The sequence below is a fragment of the Pantoea sp. S18 genome, from assembly GCF_045689705.1.
In the GTDB taxonomy this organism is placed as follows: Bacteria; Pseudomonadota; Gammaproteobacteria; order Enterobacterales; family Enterobacteriaceae; genus Pantoea; species Pantoea symbiotica.
Genome location: NZ_CP142689.1, coordinates 570,759 through 591,083, shown reverse-complemented (window position 1 = coordinate 591,083; position 20,325 = coordinate 570,759). Strand labels below are relative to the sequence as shown.

The following is a 20,325-nucleotide window of genomic DNA, read 5'->3' as shown; positions in this document are numbered from 1 at the left end:
CAGAGAAAGGCGATGAACGAGCTGTTAATTATTGGGTTGGCGGGTTTTGCCACCGGCATCACCACGGTGCTGTTTGGCTTTGGCGGCGGTTTTGTGGTGGTGCCGTTTGTCTATCAATTGCTGTTGCAGCAGCCGCTACTGGCGGCGCAGGCGATGCATATCGCGGTGGCAACCTCGACCGCCGTGATGATTTTCAACGCCGGTTGGGCCAGCTATAAAAACTGGCGGGCGGGCAAATTGCATGATGTCCCTTTGTTGCCGCTAATCTGGTTTATCGCGCTCGGTGCGGTGATCGGATCCTGGCTGGCGGGCGTGATGAGCGACATTTGGGTGCGCAGGCTGTTTATGCTTTACATGGTGGTGACTATCGCTGATTGCCTGCTGCGGAAAGGCTTCTTTAGCCGCACTGCACCGCGAATGTTGTCGCGGCTGACCAGCAGCGCAGGCGGCACAGTGATTGGTGTGATCGCCGCCATGCTCGGCGTTGGCGGCAGCGTAATGACCGTGCCGCTGCTGCGTCGTCATGGTTATGCCATGCGCGATTGCGTCAGCGCGGCTAATCCGCTGTCGCTGCCGGTCGCCATTTTTGGCGCGATAACTTACGCCATCAGCGGCTGGCAGCAGATTCCTGCCAGCGGTTATCTCGGCTTTATCAGCCTGAAAATTTTACTGCTGCTGGTGGTCGCCGGTTTTATCGGGATGGTGTTTGCCCGCCGCTGTATTCCGGCGGTGCCCGATGTCTGGCATGCGCGTACCTATGTTCTGCTGCTATGCATAGTGTTAGTGGCTATCGCCGTGTAAACCGGTTAATCGTTAAGCCAATTTTAAGCTTCGCCACGTACAGTGCCCTCATTGTTACAACCATCAGTAAACGAAGTCAGAATTAGAGGGCGATCGCCGAACTCCTGCAGATTGCCCGCGTCTACAGAGCGTACTGAGCTTTGAGTTAAGCGCTGGAGTGTTCATTTGTTGCGATTACTGTTTCTGCTGATGGGTGGGCCGGCACTCAGATCCGGCTGGCCTTATCTCGCCGCGTTAGGTGTGATTTGTATGGGAGCCAGTGCCGGGATCGTCATGGATCTGCTGCAACATGGAACGGTCTCCTTTCCCTTGCAGCTTTTAGGCATGTTTTTGGCATTAGAGGGCGGAGCGGAAGCGTTAAATGCGTTTTACGCACCTGCCGGTATCGCCTGGCCGTCATTGGTGAAATCGACGGTATTGCTGATCTTTGGCGCGCTGGTGTTTCTCGCTCCCCACGACAGCGGCGTTTGCCTTTCCCTGGCATTCGCTACGGTGTTTTTACTCGATGGCGGTTTTCGCGTCATCTCATGTTGCCTGATGCGCTGTCGGCGCTGGACGCGCAAATTAACGCTCGGCTGTAGCGAACTGGCGTTCAGCGTGCTGATTGCCACCAACTGGCCGCTATCACCGCATGTGATTGTGCCGCTGTGTTTTGCGCTGTTGCTGTTGGGTTGGGGCATCAATCTGTTGGTGATGACGGCACAAATCCACGCCTTGCCCGCCAACACCAGCGTCACCGCATTGCCAATGTTTACGCGTGCCGGTCTGCGTGCGCCGCACGGATTAGGCTATGTGCATCCGCCGATGAGTCAGCATGCGGTGAGCACGCCACTTAACGTCTACATCTGGACGCCGGTGGGTTCCGGCGATGTGGCAGGTCGTCGTCCGTGGTTTGATCGTTGGGTGGCAGCGATTGACCATCGCGGCGAAGTCTCTACCGGCCATACCTCGCTGGAGATGGGCGAAGAGATTTACATCAGCCTCTATCCTGCGGATGACGTTTCCCGCGATTTTCGTGGCTTTCTGAAAACGTTACGGGCGAAAGAGGAGTTTGATGTAGAAGGTTGTTTCCTGCCTTCACTGGAGAAAGAGATCAAAGCGTGGTGTCGGCCCGACAGACGCCTGACGCTGCCTCACTACAATCAGCAGGCGCTGCGTAATTTCTGGCTCAGCAACGCCAGCGACACGCGCTATAACCTGACCTCACGTAACTGTTCCACCAGCGTGATTCAGGCGCTGGATGTCGCCACCGAAGGTTTGCTCGGCGAGCGCGGTTTGCAGGGTTTATGGGTGCTGTTTAATCCTGACTTCTGGCTGTTAAGCCTGGTGCGCAGTCGCGCCGAAGGCATGACCTGGACGCCGGGATTGGTGATGGATTATTGCCTGCTGCTGCGCCAGGTTTTGGCACCCGCACAGCGCTTGAGTCGCTATAAAAGGGCGGCGAGTTGGCTGCAACAGCAGCTTGGAAATAAGCGTTCGGCTACCGATCCGTAAACGGTATAAAACCGTGCTGCTGCAGAATCGTTTGAGCCATTTCTGATGATAGAAATACCGCGAAAGGCTGCGCGGCAGCAGAGCAGCACGACCAGCCGTATTCGGCCTGAACGTTGAAGGGCGCGGGGATGCTTATCACCTGTAGCTGCGGGCAGCGCCGCAAGCGCGGCGCATAGCTGGCGTAACCGATAAACATGTCAGCGTGTTGCTGCTCAATCAACCATTGTGCCGCCAGTTCACCAGCGGGCACCACCAAACTGTCTGGACCGCCGACCAAAGCACGCGCTTTGGTTTTCAGCATGATTCCTAATCCGGGATGCCGTTGCTCAATGTTATCAAACAGTTGCCAGGCGTAATCATCAGAAGGATCGCTGAGCGGCGTTGAGGTCGCTAAGCGCAAATTATCCCGGCACAGCAGTGATAACCAATCATCATTTTTCGTGACAATGTCACGCCGTACCGTCAGGCACAGCGTGTTGGCGGCAAATAATCCCACTTTTGATGCGTGTCCCGACTGCAACAGCGCTTCAGGATGCCGTCGATTGGCGGAAGCAAAAAAGTCGCAGGGTTCACCTGCTTCGATGCGCTGGCGCAGCAGGCCCGCCGGAGCGAAATCGGTGGTGACTTTGAGGCCGGAAAGTGCGCTAAATGCCGCCACCAAATCCGGCCACACGGCGCGTAAACTACCGGCGGCCAGAATCTTCAGCGTGGTCATGATAATGCGTCCGGTAGAAGCGCTGATACCAGCGGTCGGCTTGTTGTTGCATATCGATGTCGCGGAATTTCTCCGGATAGAGTTTTTTCGCCATCCACAGTTCGCCGAGCCCAATCGCTTCAGGCATTGGATAGCCCCACGCTTTGGCGTATTCCGGCATTAGCCACACCCGATGATTTTTCACAGCGTCAATGGTTTGCCAGCGCGCATCCTGCTGGATCTCCGGCACCACGTTGGGATAGCGATCCTGCACGAAAATCACCTGCGGATTCCACGCCACAACCTGTTCCATGCTGACCTGTTTGAAACCTTGCACGGTCGCGGCCGCCACGTTGAATGCGCCCGCATGCGCCATCATCAAGCCAGTGTATTTGCCCGAGCCGTACGTGGTGAGGTCGGGATTCGCCATATAGGCGCGTACGCGCTGTTGTTCGGGCAGATTCTTCAAACGATCGCTGACGATTTTGCGTCCGGCAAAGGCGGCATCAATCAGTTCCTGCGCCTGTTTTGGCTTGTTAACCACATTGCCAATCAGCGTGATACCTTCCTTAATACCGAGATCGTAAGCCTGATCTTCATTCTGCATGCTGGGATTAATTTTGCCTTGCTGACCGGCGTCATCGTGACGCAGTGAAATCGCCAGCACTGGAATGCCCAAGGCAGAAATCTGGTCGATCATCTCTTTCGGCGCATAGTTGGTGACAAACACCACCTGCGGATGCAGCGCCACCAGCTTTTCCAAATCGACATGAGTCAAATCGCCCAGCATCGCTTTTTGCGTTAGTTCCGGCACCAATTGCGCATAACCCTCACCTAATTGCTGCTTCCAGTTCGCCAAAATCCCGACGATTTTATCGGTGGCGTTGAGCTGCACCAGCAGATTCAGGGTTTGATGTTGCAGTACCACTACGCGATCAATCTTGTCCGGAATCTCCACCTGACGGCCAATTTGATCGGTGACGACGCGGCTGGCATAGCTGTGCAACGAGGCGAAAGTGAGTAATCCCGCGAGAATAATCCGCTTAAAAGATATGTGCATAAAGGCTCCTGAATTCGATATGCACCGGAGTATATAGCGATTAACCAGGCGGAGATATGGCTGTTTTTAACATCACAATACCTGGCCTCACTCGCACATCACTGCGTCGATCATCTTATCGATCATACTGTTAATCACCTTCTGGTTGGGATTATCCAGCGCCATCAGGGCTAAACCGCTTTCGAAAGTCAGAATAAATTCAGCGGTTTCTTCAGGAGATAATTTGCCTGAAAGGGTGTTGTTCTGCTGTGCACGCTGCGCTTCCTCGATTATCCACGCTTTAAATGCATGACGTTCGTTGAATAACTCAGCGCCTAACGATGAGGCTTCAGGGCGAAATGAGAGCGCGGAAAACACCAGCAAGCAGCCTGGCGGTTTGCCTTCGCAGGAAAAAAGGTTAAATGCCGAAAACAGGAACTGCTTAATCTTATTGCTAAAACTCAATTCATCAGAGGAAAGAATCCCCTCTAAATCTGCCAGCCACGTCGCTTTGTAGTGTTCAAGCGCAGCAATAAACATCCCTTCTTTATTGCCAAAGGCCTGGTACAAGGTGGCGGGTTTGGTACCCGTTGCCTGGGTAAGATCGTTGAGTGACGTGGCTTCATAACCTTTGTTCGCAAAGATCGAGAACATGATCGCCGCCAGCTCTTCTTTGGGTAACAGACGCGGTCTGCCTGATTTTTTGTTGACATTCATTGACATAAATCCCTCTCGACCTGAACTTTCTGATAAAGTCATCACATATTTTAGTGTTCACTAATAAAATGTAGTGCGTTTTCTCTTCAGCTGCGTTATATATTTTAGCGAACACTAACAAAAGGAAGATATTATGAAAAGCGCAATCATCGCAGTTTTGGTTTTGATCCCATTTTTCTCTAACGCAGCTCAGGAACTCACGCGTAACAGCAGTGAAAATGTGATGCGTACCGGCAGTATCAGTGTGCAGGGCGGTACGCACAGTGAACTGGTGACAAAACTGGCGGCGAAAGCCGAGATGAAAGGGAGTGATTTTTATCGCGTGACCTATATCAACACGCGTAATCAGGGTTATGCCACCGCCACCTTATATGACAGCGTTGAGATGTAATCGACATCATGAACCATGACTTTATGCCAGCTCATTTTTTATTGAGCTGGCTGCATAAATCACTGGAGAGTTTATTATGACAACAGCTAAACAAGTCTGTACTTCACGAGTGGTCCATTTCCTCGCGAGCAAAGAACCGATGGTATTGAGATTATCGGTGATTATTATTTTCCTGGTTTTTGGTATGGCAAAGTGGTTTGAATTTGAAGTTCAGGCGCTGGAGCCCATATTTACCAAAACATGGCTGAGTATTTTTCCCTACTTCCTTGGCCTTCACGGCAGCAGCTATTTTCTTGGTGTAGTTGAACTCACCACGGTTATTCTGCTTATTGCGGGTTTTAAACGTCCGGATTTAGGCATGATAGGCGCTGGATTGTTGATTCTTACCGGATTAGTCACGCTAAGCCTGTTACCGCAGTTAGGCGGACTCGATTCGTTTATTTTCAAAGATATTATGGTGGTGGCGATTGGTCTGACGTTACTGAAGCGCGACTTAATCCGTTGGAAAAACAACCTCTAACAGCTACTCTATAATGCGTGTTTACTCTCGGGCATTTAAGAGGGCTTTATGAATAATGTTTACGTGATACTGGCGATATCCATCGTCGCTGAGACGATTGCCACAACCATGATGAAGGCTTCGCAAGGATTCTCACGCCTTATTCCCAGCGTGGTTGTGGTAATCGGTTATGCCATTTCATTTTATGGATTATCTCAAGTGGTTAAGCAGATGAATGTCGGCATTGCTTATTCTATCTGGGCCGGAATGGGCATATTTTTGGTGTCGGTCATGTCTTATTTTTTCTACAACCAGAAACTGGATTTTGCTGCAATGGCGGGCTTAATGTTAATCGGGCTGGGCATTGTAGTGATTCAGGTTTTCTCTAAAACTATTTTGCATTAATCGATTAATAACAGGGAAGCGCAGGCTTCCCTGTTGGCTTAAGGGATAATGCGTGCTGCGCGTAACTGCGCAAATAGCGTAAAGAACATCTCATCCGTTGCCTGATATCCGCTAAAACCCGCGCGCCGTAATTTGCTGCCGTCACCAAACATGTCGTAATCCCAGCCAAAGACAAAATCGGCAAATTGCCCATCATTCAGTTGCAAGATATCCGGCTCGATCAGCTGATATTGTTCAGCGATGTTTTGCCATTGGTCGCGGTAATCCTGGAAAAGCTGATGAAACGACAGATTTACCACCGGCGCGCATTCCAGTTCAAACCAGCGGGCGATCGCCGGCCATAACTCGCTCCAGCGCCACAAATCGCCGTTGTTGACGTTGAATGCCTGATTGTGGGCGCCAGGCGCATTGGCCGCCCACAGCGTGGCTTGCGCCAGCAAGCCGCCATCGGTGTGATCGACCATGCTGTGCCAGGTGAGTGAAGAACCGGGAAAACGCAGCGGCAAACCCTGAGATTTACACAGCGATGCATACAGCGCGATGCTTAGCGCCAGGTTCATGGCATTGCCGGGCACCGCGCTGCCGACCACGCCGGGGCGCAAGGCGTGCCAATGCCAGCTTTTTCCGCGTTGAAAGTCACTGAGCCAGCGCAGCTGTTCCGCATTGAATTCGGCTCCCGCCACGCCGGGATCGCTTTCTCGCGCGGGCGTTTTAAACGGGCCCAAATGCGCGCCATACACTTTGTATCCCTGCATCAAACTGACGCTGCGCAGCGGCGCGACCTTATCGATGTTGACCACCAGATTGCGCAGCATCGTCACGTTAGGCTCGACCATCTCGCGCCAGCTGGCGGCATTCAGCCACGCGCTGTAGAAGATATGCGTGACCTGATTGAGAGGGGCCAGCGCCTGCGCGCTCTGTTGCGCATCCAGCAGATCAACGTGGATGAAAGGGATATCGTGCGTTGAGGTTGCGGACTGGCGCGTCAGGCCGATCACCTGCCAATCCTGCTGACGCAGTGCGGTGACCAGCTGACTGCCCACAATCCCGGTTGCGCCCGCCACCAATGCGACGTTATGTGTTTGCGACATGATGATTCTCCTGATAACAAGACAGGCACAGTGTTATCTATTATTTTTATTGCTGATATCCCACAATTCAGATGTCACTTATCAGAAAATTCATTAAATGAATAACAAACTCAACGCCATCAACACCTTCATTCGCGTGGCGCAAGCCGGATCGTTTTCGGCGGCGGCGCGCCTGTGCGGCATGAAACAATCTGCTGTAAGTCAGCAAATCGCCGCGCTGGAGGATGAACTCGGCATCGTGTTGCTGCACCGCACCACGCGCGCCATGAAATTAACCGAGCAGGGCGAGCGTTATTTACAGCAGATGCAGCCGCTGCTTGCCGCCATGCAGGAAGTGGAGAGCCAGTTGCGACCGGCGCAGCAAGCGCTGCAAGGTAGGGTGCATATCCAGTTACCCAGCGGATTAGGCCAGCGGTTTCTGCCGCATTTGCTGGCGCTGCAACGCGCGAACCCTGAACTGCATCTGACCATCGCGCTCGACGATCGTGTGGCTGAACTGGTGAGTGAAGGCGTGGATATCGCGTTGCGCTTGAGTGAAACGCCGCCTGAAATGTTTCCGGCGCGATTACTGGCGCGTATTGAAACGCCGCTGTTCGCTGCGCCTGAGCGGATACGTGCGACGCCGATCACCACGCTGGCAGAGTTGGCGGCGCATCCGCATGTCCGCTTCAGCGGCATCGATAAAGAGGCGCCGCTGCGCCTGATATCCCATCAGGAAAGCGTGGCGCTGGCGGTAAATACCGTGTTTCGTGCCAACAGCAGCGAAGGATTATTACAGGCGCTGCAGGCGAATATTGGTGTCGGCGGCATGCAATTACCGCTGGTGCACGAAGCGTTGCAATCAGGAACGCTGGTGCGCATCTTGCCGCAATATCGTCTGCCAGATCGTTTTCTCTACGCGGTGTTTCCCGACGCGCGCTTTATCCCGCTGCGCGTCAGACGCGTGGTTGAAGTGATCGAACAGGTTCTGGTGGATTTAATCCCTGCGGCTGATTAAGCCGATCTCCATTGTGGCGCATGGCTGCGCCATTTTCGTGCTTCTTTTCTCCACATCTGCATTGTAAAGAAACATAAGTATTCGATCTTGTATCCAAGAGCGTATCCCATCTGGCCTGGCGGCAAGCATCTTAATTTTTGGCGTTTTTTGGCACGCAAACTGCAACGTTTCCGATAAGTCATAAATCGGGAGTATTCGCATGTTTGATGCACTGTTAGATGAAGACGCCACCACGCTGGCGGCGTTAATTCGCAGCGGCGACGTTTCGGCGCAGGAAGTGACGCAAGCCGCAATCGATCGCATGGAGCAGCGCGAGCCGCAGATTCAGGCTTTTTGTACCGCTACACCGCAGCTGGCACTGCAACAGGCGGCCGCCGTTGATGCGAAACGCGCGCGCGGCGAAACGCTGGGTGCACTGGCGGGCGTGCCGCTGGCGGTAAAAGACCTGATTTGCACCGCAGGCGTGAAAACTACTTCGGGATCGCATGCCTACGCCGATTTTGTCCCGGATGAGGATGACATCACGGTTGAACGCCTGCTGGCCGCCGATGCGGTGCTGCTGGGGAAAACCACCGCGCCGGAATTTGGTTACAGCGGCGTCGGGCATAATCCGCTGTTTCCATCACCGCGCAATCCGTGGGATCTCAGCAAAACGCCGGGCGGATCCAGCGCCGGTTCCGGTGCGGCATTAGCAGCGCGTTTGTGTCCGATTGCCTTAGGCAGCGACGGCGGCGGTTCGGTGCGCATTCCTGCTGCGCACTGCGGCGTGTTTGGCCTGAAAGCGTCAATGGGGCGCGTACCTTTGTGGCCGGGCTGTCGCGACGAGCGTTATCCCGGCGTTTCCAGCTGGGAATCACTGGAGCATATCGGTCCAATGACACGTTCGGTGCGCGACAGCGCATTGATGATGTCGGTGATGGCGGGGCCGGATATGCGCGATCGCCACTCGATTCCCTGCAATGACGTCGATTGGCTCACGGCGCTGAATAAGCCGCTGAGCGGTCTGCGCATCGCCTTCAGCTCGGATTTCGGCTACATCGCCGTCGATCCTGAAGTACGTGACATTGTCACTCAGGCCGCACGCCGTTTTGCCCGTGAACTCGGCGCCGAGCTGGATGAAGTCGATCCCGGCATTGCCGATGAAGGTGCCACTTTTGCCGCGCTGGTGGCCTTTGAGAGCGATCTTTCCGGCATGCGTAACATGCAGGCTGAACTCGGTTCACGTATGTCACCGCATCTCAGCGCCATGCTGCAACGCGACTGGCGCGCTGAAAACTTTACCGACGCCAACACCACGCGCAAAAAGCTGTGCAACCAGATGTGGCGCTTTATGCAGCACTACGATCTGCTGCTGTCGCCGACGCTGGCGGTGCCGCCGTTCCCGCTCAACATGCAGGGACCCGAGATCATCGATGGCCGCATGGTGCGTAGCGATCACTGGCTCTCATTCTGCTTCCCATTCAATTTTACCGGCCAACCAGCGGCGTCTGTTCCTGCGGGCTTTACCGCCAGCGGATTGCCGATTGGCATGCAAATCGTGGGTCGTCATCTGGACGATGGCCTGGTGCTGGCGGCAAGTGCCGCATTCGAGCGCATACAACCCTGGAATCACATCACACCTGTTTCAATCGGAGTTGCCCATGACTAACAAAAATTCACCGGCTTTAGAGCAGGAGTTCGAGCACGAACCGGTTCCGCTCAGCCATCGTCACTCGACCGGTTCGGTTTCGGCAGTGTGGTTTGGTTTCCCGATGATCCTCACCAATGCGCTGTTTGGCGGCATCATTACCTGGCATCTCGGCTTCTGGCCGGCGCTGATCGCCATCCTGCTGGGCAATCTGGTGCTGTTTGCCTATGTCGGCGCGCTGAGCTGGTTCGCCGGTAATACCGGCATGAACTTCGCGCTGCAGGCGAAACGCACCTTTGGTACCAAAGGCTACATTTTGGTTTCGGGCTTCCTTTCTACTGTGGTGATTGGCTGGTACGCCTTCCAGACCGGATTAACCGGCACGGTGATCAATCAAACCTTTGGCTGGAACGCGCTGGCGGTGACGGCGTTTGCCATGGTGCTGTATACCGCCATCACTTTCCTCGGCGTGCGCGCCTTGTCAGTGCTCGGCATGATCGCGGCACCGCTGTTTGTGGTGTTGGGATTGGTGGCGCTGTGGCTGATTGGGAAGGATCACGATTTCAGCACCATCACGCAGTTTACCGGCAGCAGCAGCGCGGTGGGCGCGATGAGCATGGGCACCGCCGTGACAATGGTGGTGGCCGGATTCGCCGATTCCGGCACCATGACGGCAGATTTCACCCGCTGGTCGAAAGACGGTAAATCGGCGGTGATTGCCGCGTTCTCCGCGTTCCCGGTGGCGAACATCATCTCTTATCTGTTTGGCGTGGTGATTGTGGCGGTGGGCGCGGCGGTTGATCCGGCGAGCAACGGTGGCAACTTCCTGCCAATGCTAATGGGTCACGGCATGCTGCTCTCGGTAATTGCCTTCCTGTTTGTGTTTATCAATCTCGGATCGGTGTGTACGCACTGCCTGTATAACGGCGCGGTCGGTTTCAGCCATCTGTTTAGCAGCAAAATGCGTTTGTGGACGCTGATCCTCGGTGTAATCGGCGGTGCGCTGGCGCTGGCTGGCGTGTGGTCCTATTTCCTCGAATGGCTGAGCTTGCTCGGCATCGTGGTGCCGCCGTTTGGCGCGGTGATGATTGTCGATTTGATCTTCATGGCGAAAATCAGCGAGCAGCGCAAATTGCGCCGCATGCGCGGCAGCGCCTTTGCCGCCTGGGCGATCGGCAGCTTGTGTGCAGTGATTGCGCATATTGCCTTCCCGCAGTTTGGTGAAGCGGTGATTGGCCTGGTCACTGCGGCTGCCAGCTATACGCTGATTGTGAAACTGAAACGTGAAAGTACGGTAAATGTGATGGAGGAAAAAAATGCCTGATTACGCCATTGATTCAACCCCTTACTCGTGGCCATATGACGGCCGCTGCAGCCCGCAGGATACCGCGCTGATCGTGATCGATATGCAAACCGATTTCTGCGGCAAGGGCGGTTACGTTGATAGCATGGGCTACGACATTGCTTTAACGCGCGCGCCGATTAAGCCGCTACAGCAGGTGCTGGCAACGATGCGCGAATTGGGCTTCCCGATCATCCATACACGCGAAGGGCATCGGCCGGATTTAAGTGATTTGCCTGCGAATAAGCGCTGGCGTTCGAAGCGCATGCAGGCAGAAATCGGCGCGCCCGGTCCGTGCGGTCGCATTCTGGTGCGCGGTGAACCGGGCTGGGAGATTATCCCGGAACTGGCGCCGCTGCCGGGTGAAGTCATCATCGATAAACCGGGCAAAGGTTCGTTTTATGCCACCGATCTCGAACTGATCCTGCGCAGCCGTGGCATTCGCAATCTGATCATCAGCGGCATCACCACCGATGTCTGCGTTCATACCACACTGCGCGAAGCCAACGATCGCGGTTTTGAGTGTTTAGTGTTATCAGATTGCTGCGCGGCGACCGAGTTGAAACACCACGAGGCGGCGCTCAGCATGATCCATATGCAAGGCGGGATTTTTGGTGCAGTAGCCAGTTCGCAGACCTTGCTGGCGGGGTTGGCCAGCAAGCAAACGGCTGAAGTCGGTTAACTCTTTAGCCACCTTTCATAGTGCTCCGGCCACGCCATTGTGGGCGTGCCGGGCCTGCCCATACCAAATCCATGTCCGCCACTGCTGTAGCGATGCATCTCCACGGGCACGTGCTGGCGCTTACAGGCGTCTGCCATAATCAATGTGTTATGCGGATCGGAAATCGGATCATCCTCTGCCTGCACCAGAAAGAAGGGCGGCGATTGCGGATTAACAAACTCCTGCACCGACCATGCGGCGTCCTCGCTGGCAGGCGCATTTTTACCAACCAGAATTTTGTGGGTTGAGGTGTGCGTGTAAGGCGGCTCCAGCGTGATGATGGGGTAGATCAGCGCAGCGCTATCGGCGGTGGCGGGCAGGTTATCCAGTGTATCGGTGGCCATATACGAGTGGAAATCCGCGCGCGTAATCGCCATTCCAAGCAGATGCCCACCGGCGGAAAATCCCAGCACGCTGACATGCGGTTCACGCTGCCGCACTACGCGCAGCGCGCGCTGTGCATCCTGCAGTGAAACCATCGCGCCATCTTTCCAGCCTTCATGCGGCAAACGATAGCTCAGCACATAAGCGGTATATCCGCGCGCCGTCAACCAGGCTGCGGCGGGCCAGGCTTCTTTGCCCATTTCAATGCGCGTGTAACCGCCACCCGCGGCGATCAATACCGCGCGGCCATTGGGCGAGGGCGGCGTTAATACCATAAGCGTCGGCCGCACGATATTGCGTTGCGCACCTTTGGCTGAAATCACCAGCTCGCCAGCAGGTCCGCCGCCGCCCGGCGGTAAATCAGGCCACAGCGGCAGGACTTGGGTGGTTACGCGCGCTGGAGCAGCACAGGTTAGCCCGCTGCGAAAGGCCAGCGCGGAAAGTGTCAGATACGATAAAAAGTGGCGGCGGTTCATGGCGGATCCTCATGAAATTAGAGGCTTATTGAAGCAGATAAATCAGCAGAGAAGATGAAGAGGGCGTTGCTTTGTATTACCAAATGCGACGGGGCGATAATTAAGGCTTATAGTTACAACATACTTTTAGTTGATTATTAATAGTAACATGTAACCATTGTGCGGAGTTCAGTTTGTCCAATGATTAAGACGCGAGTTGCAGCTTGAATTTGCGACAAAAGAAAAAGGCGACGAACGTCGCCCCTAAATCAATCTCACCCACGCATCGGTTCAGCGCGCACCGGTTTATCACCGGCAACAAAGTAATCCGCTTCGCTGCGCGGCAGCGGCTGGCGGCCACGAATGTTGTCTGCGATTTTCTCGCCGATCATGATGGTAGTGGCATTGAGGTTACCGGTGATGATCAACGGCATAATCGAGGCATCCACCACGCGCAGCGCTTCGACGCCATGCACTCGGCCTTCGCCATCAACCACCGACATCTCGTCAGTACCCATTTTACAGGTGCCACACGGGTGATAAGCCGTTTCGCCATGATTACGCACAAACTCATCAAGTTGCTCATCGGTCTGGCAATCCAGGCCTGGGCTGATTTCTTTGCCGCGATATTTATCCAGCGCCGGCTGGTTAATGATTTGGCGCGTGATACGAATCGCATCGCGGAACTCTTGCCAATCCTGCTCGTGTGACATGTAGTTGAACAGAATCGCCGGATGGCGGCGCGGATCGCGTGATTTCAGACGCACATGGCCGCGGCTCGGTGAGCGCATCGAACCAACGTGACACTGGAAACCGTGCGCTTCCACCGCGTTCGAGCCGTTATAGTTAATCGCTACCGGCAGGAAGTGATACTGAATATTCGGCCAGCTGAACTCTTCACGGCTGCGAATAAAACCACCGCCTTCAAAGTGGTTGCTGGCACCGACGCCGGTGCCGTTGAACAGCCACTCCGCACCAATTTTCGGCTGGTTCCACCACTTCAATGCCGGATAGAGCGATACCGGCTCTTTGCACTCATATTGCAGGTACATTTCGAGGTGATCCTGCAAGTTCTCGCCCACGCCCGGCAAATCATGCACCAGCGGGATATCAAACTGTTTCAGCAGTTCAGCGGAACCGACACCGGAGCGCTGCAGAATCTGCGGCGAGGCGATGGCACCGGCGCACAGCAGCACTTCACGGCGCGCATGCGCCTGATGCGACGTATTGCTGGAACCCAGCAGATATTGCACGCCTACCGCGCGTTTGCCTTCAAACAGAATGCGGTCTGTGGTCGCATGAGTGACGATTTTCAGGTTCGGGCGCGTTTTCGCGGTATCGAGATAACCACGCGCGGTGCTGGAGCGGCGACCTTCCGGCGTCACAAAGCGATCCATTGGCCCGAAGCCTTCCTGCTGATAACCGTTGAGATCGTCAGTGCGCGGATAACCCGCCTGCACGCCGGCTTCAATCATTGCGGCGAACAGCGGATTGTTACCATGTTTACAGGTGGTGATGCTGACTGGACCTTCGCCGCCGTGATAATCGTTGGCACCGATATCGCGCGTTTCAGATTTGCGATAGTAGGGCAGGCAGTTCAGGTAGCTCCAGTTTTCCAGACCAGGTTCATTGGCCCAGTTATCGAGATCCATCGCGTTACCACGGATGTAGCACATGCCGTTGATCAGCGACGATCCGCCCAAACCTTTACCGCGTCCGCACTCCATGCGGCGATTGTTCATGTACGGCTCAGGTTCGGTTTCGTACGCCCAGTTGTAGCGTTTTCCCTGCAGTGGGAAAGCCAGCGCCGCAGGCATCTGCGTGCGGAAGTCGAAGCGGTAATCTGGGCCGCCCGCTTCTAAAAGCAGCACATTGACGCTGCTATCTTCGGTCAGTCTTGTTGCCAAAACGTTCCCTGCGGATCCGGCTCCGATAATGATGTAATCAAATTCCATTAGTCGTTCCTCAGGTTAAAAGCCAAAATTAAAATACGGACTGAAAACGGGTCATTTCGAGCTGCACAGATTTCACCTGCGTATAGTTTTGCAGCGTCATCAGGCCATTTTCGCGGCCTACACCCGAATGCTTGTAACCGCCGACAGGCATCGCGGCGTCAGATTCGCCCCAGGTATTGATCCAGCAGATACCCGCTTCAATCTGGTGAATCACGCGGTGCGCGCGGTTGAGATCCTGGGTTACTACACCGGCAGCCAGGCCAAATTCGGTGGCGTTGGCGCGGCGAACCACTTCTTCTTCGCTTTCGTAGCTCATAATCGACATCACCGGCCCGAAGATCTCTTCGCGCACAATGGTCATCTCATCGCGGCAGTCGGTGAACACGGTTGGTTCTACCCATGCGCCGTTATCGAAAGCTGCGCCACTCAGGCGTTTACCGCCGCACAGCAGACGCGCCCCTTCGCTGATGCCGGATTCAATGAAGCGCATCACGTTGTCGCGATGTGCGAAGCTGACCAGCGGACCGAAGTTGGTATCAGGATGGTTGAGATCGCCCGCCTTAATACGCGCCACGCGCTCGGCGATTTTCGCTTCAAACGCCGCTTGCAACGTAGCCGGGATAAACACGCGCGTGCCGTTGGTGCAAACCTGTCCCGAGCTATAGAAGTTCGCCATCATGGCGATATCAGCGGCGAGGTCGAGGTCGGCGTCATCGAAGATGATCAGCGGTGATTTACCGCCCAGCTCCATGGTGACGTCTTTCAGCGTTGAACCAGCCGCATTCGCCATCACTTTCTTACCGCTGGCGACGCCGCCGGTGAAGGAGACTTTATCGATGCCCGGATGATCGGTGAGCAGTTGGCCAGTAACCGCGCCGCGACCGTTCAGCACGTTGAACACGCCGTTTGGTACGCCCGCTTCGGTGTAGATTTCTGCCAGCTTCAGCGCGGTGAGCGGCGTGACTTCGCTTGGTTTGAAGATCATCGCGTTACCGGCGGCCAGCGCAGGTGCTGATTTCCACAAGGCGATCTGAATCGGATAGTTCCACGCGCCGATACCGGCCACCACGCCCAGAGGTTCGCGGCGGGTGTACACGAAAGACGTGTCGCGTAGCGGGATTTGCTGGCCTTCCAACGAAGGAATCAAGCCCGCGTAGTACTCCAGCACGTCGGCACCGGTCACGATATCTACGTTTTGGGTTTCGCTCAGTGGTTTACCGGTGTCGAGGGTTTCCAGCGCGGCCAGTTCGTCATTGCGCTCACGCAGAATATCGACCGCACGACGCAGAATGCGTGAACGTTCCATGGCGGTCATCGCCGCCCAGACTTTCTGGCCTTTTTTCGCTGCGGCAACGGCGCGATCAACGTCTGCGCGATCGGCCTCATGCACGTCGGCCAACACTTCGCCGTTTGCCGGATTGATGGTCTGGAATGTGTTACCTGCCGCAGCGGGAACCAATGCGCCATCAATATAAAGGTGTTGCTCGGTGAATCGGGACATGATTTCTCCTTCCTCAGTGATTCTGGTCAGCCAATTGCTGACGAATGAATTGGGTGGTGAGCTGTCTGGCGATAGCCAAATCGAACGGTTTACCGCTGAGCGCTGCGCGCAGCCACAGGCCATCAATCAGCGAGGCGAGGCCATGTGCCGCCAGGCGCGCATTTTCGCGTGGAATAACGCGACGAAACTCGGCTGCCAGCGTGGAAAACAGACGACGGCTGCTTACGCGTTCTAAGCGGCCCAACTGTGGCTGATGCATGCTGCTGGCCCAGAAATCCAGCCAGGCTTTCATCGCGGCGCTGTGCACCTGCGAATCATCAAAGTTGCCTTCCACAATCGCCAGCAGGCGCGCTTCGGTGCTGGCGTCGGCCAGCGGTTTTAACCTTGCTGCTACCGCATCACGCAGCTGACGTGTTACGTCACGCATCGTGGCTTCCAGCAGACCGTTCTTGTCTTTGAAGTAGTGGCTGATGATGCCTGTCGATACACCAGCACGTCGCGCAATCTGCGCAATGGTGGCGTCGTTGATCCCGACTTCGTTAATGGTGCTCAGGGTCGCATCAATCAGTTGCCGACGACGTATCGGCTGCATTCCCACCTTTGGCATAACACTCCAGCTCCACCGCAATGTAAGGACACTATTAAAACTTTTTTTGATTGCACGTTCAATATAAAAAAGAAATTTGTTAGGATGCTGTGCTTGGATTGTTACAAAAACGAAGCGGTGAGTTGAAAGGATCTCAGCAGGTGCGTACTGACGCGCACCCCATGAAAACCGCACTTTCCCTCGTAAGGTCGCTATTAATGGCGACCTGATTGAGCTTTTTTGGCACGTACTACAGGAAATTAACCAGAGGTAATCGATGATTAATCCACCTGCCAGTGAAAAAGACAGAATCAATCCTGTGGTGTTTTACACCTCAGCCGGACTGATTCTGACATTTTCACTTGTTACGATTTTTTACAGCGAACTCGCTGCCAGCTGGCTTCTGACCGCCGTCAATTGGGTCACGTCCACGTTTGGCTGGTACTACATGCTCGCTGCCACGCTGTACATCGTGTTCGTCATCTATATGGCGTGTTCGCGCTACGGCGCGATCAAACTCGGGCCGGAGCAATCTAAACCCGAGTTCAGTTTGCTGAGCTGGTCGGCGATGCTGTTTGCCGCCGGTATCGGTATTGACCTGATGTTCTTCTCGGTTGCCGAACCGGTAACGCAATATATGCAGCCGCCAGAAGGTGCAGGGCAGACCATGGAAGCCGCGCGTCAGGCGATGGTGTGGACGCTGTTCCACTATGGCGTCACCGGCTGGTCGATGTACGCATTGATGGGCATCGCGCTCGGCTACTTCAGCTATCGCTATAACCTGCCGCTCACTATCCGTTCAGCGCTTTATCCAATTTTCGGCAAACGCATTAATGGCCCGATTGGTCACACGGTGGATATCGCTGCCGTGATCGGCACCATCTTTGGTATCGCCACCACCTTAGGGATTGGTGTGGTGCAGCTGAACTACGGCCTCAACGTGCTGTTCGATGTGCCGGAAGGTTTCACGGCGCAGGCGGCGCTGATTGTGCTGTCGGTGATCATCGCCACCATTTCAGTGACCTCCGGCGTGGATAAAGGCATCCGTATTCTCTCTGAATTGAATGTCGCGCTGGCGCTGGGCTTGATTCTGTTCGTGCTGTTTATGGGTAAAACCGATTTCCTGCTCAACGCGCTGGTGCTGAACGTCGGTGACTACGTCAATCGCTTTATGGGCATGACGCTGAATACCTTTGCCTTCGACCAGCCGCGCGAGTGGATGAATAGCTGGACGCTGTTTTTCTGGGCGTGGTGGGTTGCCTGGTCACCGTTTGTCGGCTTGTTCCTCGCACGTATTTCGCGTGGTCGTACCATTCGTGAGTTCGTGTTGGGTACGCTGATTATCCCGTTCACCTTTACGCTGCTGTGGTTATCAGTGTTTGGTAACGCGGCGCTGTATGAAATCATTCATGGCGATGCCGGTTTTGCCCAGGAAGTGATGGCGCATGCCGAACGCGGCTTCTACAGCCTGCTGGCGCAATATCCGGCGTTTAAGTTCAGTGCTTCGGTGGCCACCATCACCGGCATGCTGTTCTACGTGACCTCGGCGGATTCCGGTTCGCTGGTGCTGGGTAACTTCACCTCGAAGCTGAAAGACATCAACAGCGATGCACCGAATTGGCTGCGTATCTTCTGGTCAATTGCGATTGGTGTGCTGACGATGGGTATGCTGATGACCAACGGTATTTCTGCGCTGCAGAACGCCACGGTGATCATGGGCTTACCGTTTAGCTTTGTGATCTTCTTTGTGATGGCCGGGCTGTATAAATCGCTGAAGGTGGAAGATCATCGCCGTGCCAGCGCCAGCCGCGACACTGCGCCGTACATTCCGGCCAGTAACGATCGCCTGAGCTGGAAAAAACGTCTGTCGCGCCTGATGAACTATCCTGGCACGCGCTACACGCAGAAGATGATGGAAGAGGTGCTGTTCCCGGCGATGCAGGATGTGGCGAAAGAGCTGGAACTGCGCGGTGGACGTATCTCGCTGGAGCGAGCCGAGCCAGAAGAGGGGCAGCCGCTGGGCCACCTTGATCTGCGTGTATTGCTGGGCGAAGAGCAGGATTTTGTTTATCAAATTTGGCCGCAGCAGTATTCGGTACCGGGCTTTACCTATCGCGCACGCAGTGGTAAGTCGACTTATTACCGTCTGGAAACCTTCCTGCTGGAAGGCAGCCAGGGCAACGATTTGATGGACTACAACAAAGAGCAGGTAATTATCGATATTCTCGATCAGTACGAACGTCACCTGAACTTTATCCATCTGCATCGTGAAGCACCGGGCAGCAATATGACCTTCCCGGACGTTTGATTTATCCAGGTCGCCATAAATGGCGACCCTACAAAATACTGCTCATGTCACCTTGCGGTCGCCATAAATGGCGACCCTACAAAACCTCTTGTCTCACCGTAGGGCTGAGGGATCCCCAGGAATATCGTTAATACACATATACGATATTCCTGTAACTCGCTGATAGTTCGGCTCGCACCGTTTCTATATCCAGCTGACTGATCCCTGCCGGGTTGTGCCTTATCGCATTTCTTGCCAGCGTAAGGTATGACAGTACTCGCCGGTGTTGCACCGTGTTCGCCTGATAAAACCGGTGCTCGCCTTTTCTTTCAAGCGCGTAGCCCATCAGCCACAGTACGATGCTGCACAGCGTCGACAGCAGGTTCAGCACTGACATCCTTTCCACACTCCGGCTGAAGCTGCTTCTCAGCCCCATACCGTAACGTTCACTCTTTTCATCCCGGAAGTTCTGCTCTATCTGCATTCTCCGGCTGTAAAGCTTCATTATCGTCCGTGACTTCAGCTCCGCATCGCTGGTAAACAGCACCCACGGCTCACGGGCCAGGCGACTCTGGTTTGCCTCTTCGCGCGTGTAAAAAAAACGATCCCGGCTTTTCTTTCCGTGACGATTTTTGGGTGCTCTCTTATGAACGTGCACGAAGCCGTAAGCCGGTGATTTTTTATATCGCGTCAGCCGGGCCGCACCAGCACAGCGCGGCGTTGTGCCGGCTTTTAGCTGACCCGGCGTTACCCACTCTTCCGTTCCGGCCAGCTTCAGAACGCCGTTGCCCCTGAGCCGGCCGATGAAGTGCCATCCGTGCGACTGAACGCGGTTAAACCACTCGCGGCGGAACCCGGCATCGGTGACGATGGTCACTTTCCTGTCTCCCAGGCACCCGGCCAGGTCGTCCAGAAAACGGTTCTGAAGGTCGGGATTTCCCAGCTTATCGCCTTCTGCGATGAGGCTCAGCAGCGGGATGGCGCGTCCATCCGCCAGCAGGCTGGCACGCAAAAGGCTGAAGGACTGAGTCGGCCAGGCGCTCCAGTCCACGGCAATGACGCACTCCTTCATGTCCCGGATAAGCCAGCAGATAATGTCGCGTGACAGCGCGGGCACCTCCCGGTGGAGGGCGGCATTCCCCATAAGGCGGTCAACGCGTTTGATTTTGTGCTTAACGCGGGCATCGCCCGCAAGAGAGCGACCAATGCTGGTCAGATTGAGGGAAGCACCGCGGGTCAGGGAAATCGTCATATCAGTGAGGGCGTTACGACGATACTGATGGGTGCTGGCTAAAGATTCCCGTAAAAATTTATGGCAAAATGCGGAAGCAGGCATAGT

General features: G+C 55.0%; 19 protein-coding genes. 10 read left to right on the top strand and 9 right to left on the bottom strand.

The window, feature by feature from the left end:
* Positions 1-12: 12 nt before the first annotated feature.
* Together VIJ98_RS22565 and VIJ98_RS22560 are read left to right on the top strand one after the other, a co-directional pair.
* A complete protein-coding gene (locus VIJ98_RS22565) occupies positions 13-801 on the top strand; it encodes a sulfite exporter TauE/SafE family protein (protein ID WP_323271557.1) in 789 nt (262 codons plus the stop codon).
* A gap of 168 nt (positions 802-969) precedes the next feature.
* Positions 970-2,295 carry a hypothetical protein gene (locus VIJ98_RS22560; RefSeq protein ID WP_323271556.1) on the top strand — a complete coding sequence of 442 codons (1,326 nt, stop codon included), beginning with the start codon at positions 970-972 and terminating at the stop codon, positions 2,293-2,295.
* On the opposite strand, the gene VIJ98_RS22555 is transcribed toward VIJ98_RS22560, so the two are convergent.
* The 3 genes from VIJ98_RS22555 to VIJ98_RS22545 all read right to left on the bottom strand — a co-directional run bounded on the left by VIJ98_RS22555 (position 2,282) and on the right by VIJ98_RS22545 (position 4,745).
* Complete coding sequence (locus VIJ98_RS22555) at positions 2,282-3,010, bottom strand: substrate-binding domain-containing protein (RefSeq protein WP_323271555.1); 729 nt, start codon at positions 3,008-3,010, stop codon at positions 2,282-2,284. The genes VIJ98_RS22560 and VIJ98_RS22555 overlap by 14 nt on opposite strands.
* Entirely contained in the window at positions 2,979-4,049 is a 1,071-nt protein-coding gene (locus VIJ98_RS22550) for an ABC transporter substrate-binding protein (RefSeq protein WP_323271554.1), read from the bottom strand. Before VIJ98_RS22550 ends, VIJ98_RS22555 begins: the two co-directional genes overlap by 32 nt.
* A gap of 87 nt (positions 4,050-4,136) precedes the next feature.
* The gene (locus VIJ98_RS22545; protein WP_323271553.1) at positions 4,137-4,745 is read right to left on the bottom strand and encodes a TetR/AcrR family transcriptional regulator; all 609 of its coding nucleotides are present in this window, start codon (positions 4,743-4,745) and stop codon (positions 4,137-4,139) included.
* Positions 4,746-4,878: 133 nt separating this feature from the next.
* Between VIJ98_RS22545 and VIJ98_RS22540 the strand changes: the two genes are divergently transcribed.
* The 3 genes from VIJ98_RS22540 (at position 4,879) to VIJ98_RS22530 (ending at position 6,040) form a co-directional block, all read left to right on the top strand.
* Positions 4,879-5,136, top strand: a complete 258-nt coding sequence (locus tag VIJ98_RS22540; RefSeq protein ID WP_154157014.1) for a YdgH/BhsA/McbA-like domain containing protein — start codon at positions 4,879-4,881, stop codon at positions 5,134-5,136.
* Between the two features lie 76 nt (positions 5,137-5,212).
* Positions 5,213-5,656 carry a DUF417 family protein gene (locus tag VIJ98_RS22535; RefSeq protein ID WP_008106910.1) on the top strand — a complete coding sequence of 148 codons (444 nt, stop codon included), beginning with the start codon at positions 5,213-5,215 and terminating at the stop codon, positions 5,654-5,656.
* A gap of 48 nt (positions 5,657-5,704) precedes the next feature.
* Positions 5,705-6,040 carry a multidrug efflux SMR transporter gene (locus tag VIJ98_RS22530; protein ID WP_008106908.1) on the top strand — a complete coding sequence of 112 codons (336 nt, stop codon included), beginning with the start codon at positions 5,705-5,707 and terminating at the stop codon, positions 6,038-6,040.
* Positions 6,041-6,078: 38 nt separating this feature from the next.
* Here the strand turns inward: VIJ98_RS22530 and VIJ98_RS22525 are convergent, their stop codons facing one another.
* The gene (locus VIJ98_RS22525) at positions 6,079-7,131 is read right to left on the bottom strand and encodes an SDR family oxidoreductase (RefSeq protein ID WP_323271552.1); all 1,053 of its coding nucleotides are present in this window, start codon (positions 7,129-7,131) and stop codon (positions 6,079-6,081) included.
* 97 nt (positions 7,132-7,228) lie between these two features.
* Here VIJ98_RS22525 and VIJ98_RS22520 point away from each other — a divergent pair, with 97 nt between their 5' ends.
* The 4 genes from VIJ98_RS22520 to VIJ98_RS22505 all read left to right on the top strand — a co-directional run bounded on the left by VIJ98_RS22520 (position 7,229) and on the right by VIJ98_RS22505 (position 11,779).
* Complete coding sequence (locus tag VIJ98_RS22520; protein ID WP_323271551.1) at positions 7,229-8,128, top strand: LysR family transcriptional regulator; 900 nt, start codon at positions 7,229-7,231, stop codon at positions 8,126-8,128.
* A gap of 199 nt (positions 8,129-8,327) precedes the next feature.
* Complete coding sequence (locus VIJ98_RS22515) at positions 8,328-9,776, top strand: amidase family protein (protein ID WP_323271550.1); 1,449 nt, start codon at positions 8,328-8,330, stop codon at positions 9,774-9,776.
* On the top strand, positions 9,769-11,079 hold the full coding sequence (locus VIJ98_RS22510; RefSeq protein ID WP_323271549.1) for a cytosine permease: 1,311 nt from the start codon (positions 9,769-9,771) through the stop codon (positions 11,077-11,079). Before VIJ98_RS22515 ends, VIJ98_RS22510 begins: the two co-directional genes overlap by 8 nt.
* Positions 11,072-11,779: a cysteine hydrolase family protein gene (locus VIJ98_RS22505; protein ID WP_008106898.1), complete on the top strand. Its 708-nt coding sequence runs from the start codon at positions 11,072-11,074 to the stop codon at positions 11,777-11,779. The genes VIJ98_RS22510 and VIJ98_RS22505 overlap by 8 nt, the downstream gene beginning before the upstream one ends.
* On the opposite strand, the gene VIJ98_RS22500 is transcribed toward VIJ98_RS22505, so the two are convergent.
* From VIJ98_RS22500 to betI, 4 genes are all read right to left on the bottom strand, one after another.
* Positions 11,776-12,678 (bottom strand): alpha/beta hydrolase, encoded by a 903-nt coding sequence (locus VIJ98_RS22500; RefSeq protein WP_323271548.1) that lies wholly within the window; start codon positions 12,676-12,678, stop codon positions 11,776-11,778. The genes VIJ98_RS22505 and VIJ98_RS22500 overlap by 4 nt on opposite strands.
* 254 nt (positions 12,679-12,932) lie before the next feature.
* Positions 12,933-14,612 (bottom strand): choline dehydrogenase, encoded by a 1,680-nt coding sequence (betA, locus tag VIJ98_RS22495; RefSeq protein WP_323271547.1) that lies wholly within the window; start codon positions 14,610-14,612, stop codon positions 12,933-12,935.
* A gap of 28 nt (positions 14,613-14,640) precedes the next feature.
* The gene (gene betB / locus VIJ98_RS22490) at positions 14,641-16,113 is read right to left on the bottom strand and encodes a betaine-aldehyde dehydrogenase (protein ID WP_323271546.1); all 1,473 of its coding nucleotides are present in this window, start codon (positions 16,111-16,113) and stop codon (positions 14,641-14,643) included.
* A gap of 13 nt (positions 16,114-16,126) precedes the next feature.
* On the bottom strand, positions 16,127-16,720 hold the full coding sequence (betI, locus tag VIJ98_RS22485) for a transcriptional regulator BetI (RefSeq protein WP_323271545.1): 594 nt from the start codon (positions 16,718-16,720) through the stop codon (positions 16,127-16,129).
* A 256-nt stretch (positions 16,721-16,976) separates the two neighbouring features.
* On the opposite strand from betI, the gene VIJ98_RS22480 reads away from it, so the two are divergent.
* Positions 16,977-19,007, top strand: coding sequence for a choline transporter (locus VIJ98_RS22480; RefSeq protein WP_008106887.1), 2,031 nt, complete (start codon positions 16,977-16,979; stop codon positions 19,005-19,007).
* Positions 19,008-19,134: 127 nt separating this feature from the next.
* Here the strand turns inward: VIJ98_RS22480 and VIJ98_RS22475 are convergent, their stop codons facing one another.
* On the bottom strand, positions 19,135-20,322 hold the full coding sequence (locus VIJ98_RS22475) for an IS4 family transposase (RefSeq protein ID WP_323271415.1): 1,188 nt from the start codon (positions 20,320-20,322) through the stop codon (positions 19,135-19,137).
* Positions 20,323-20,325 lie beyond the last annotated feature (3 nt).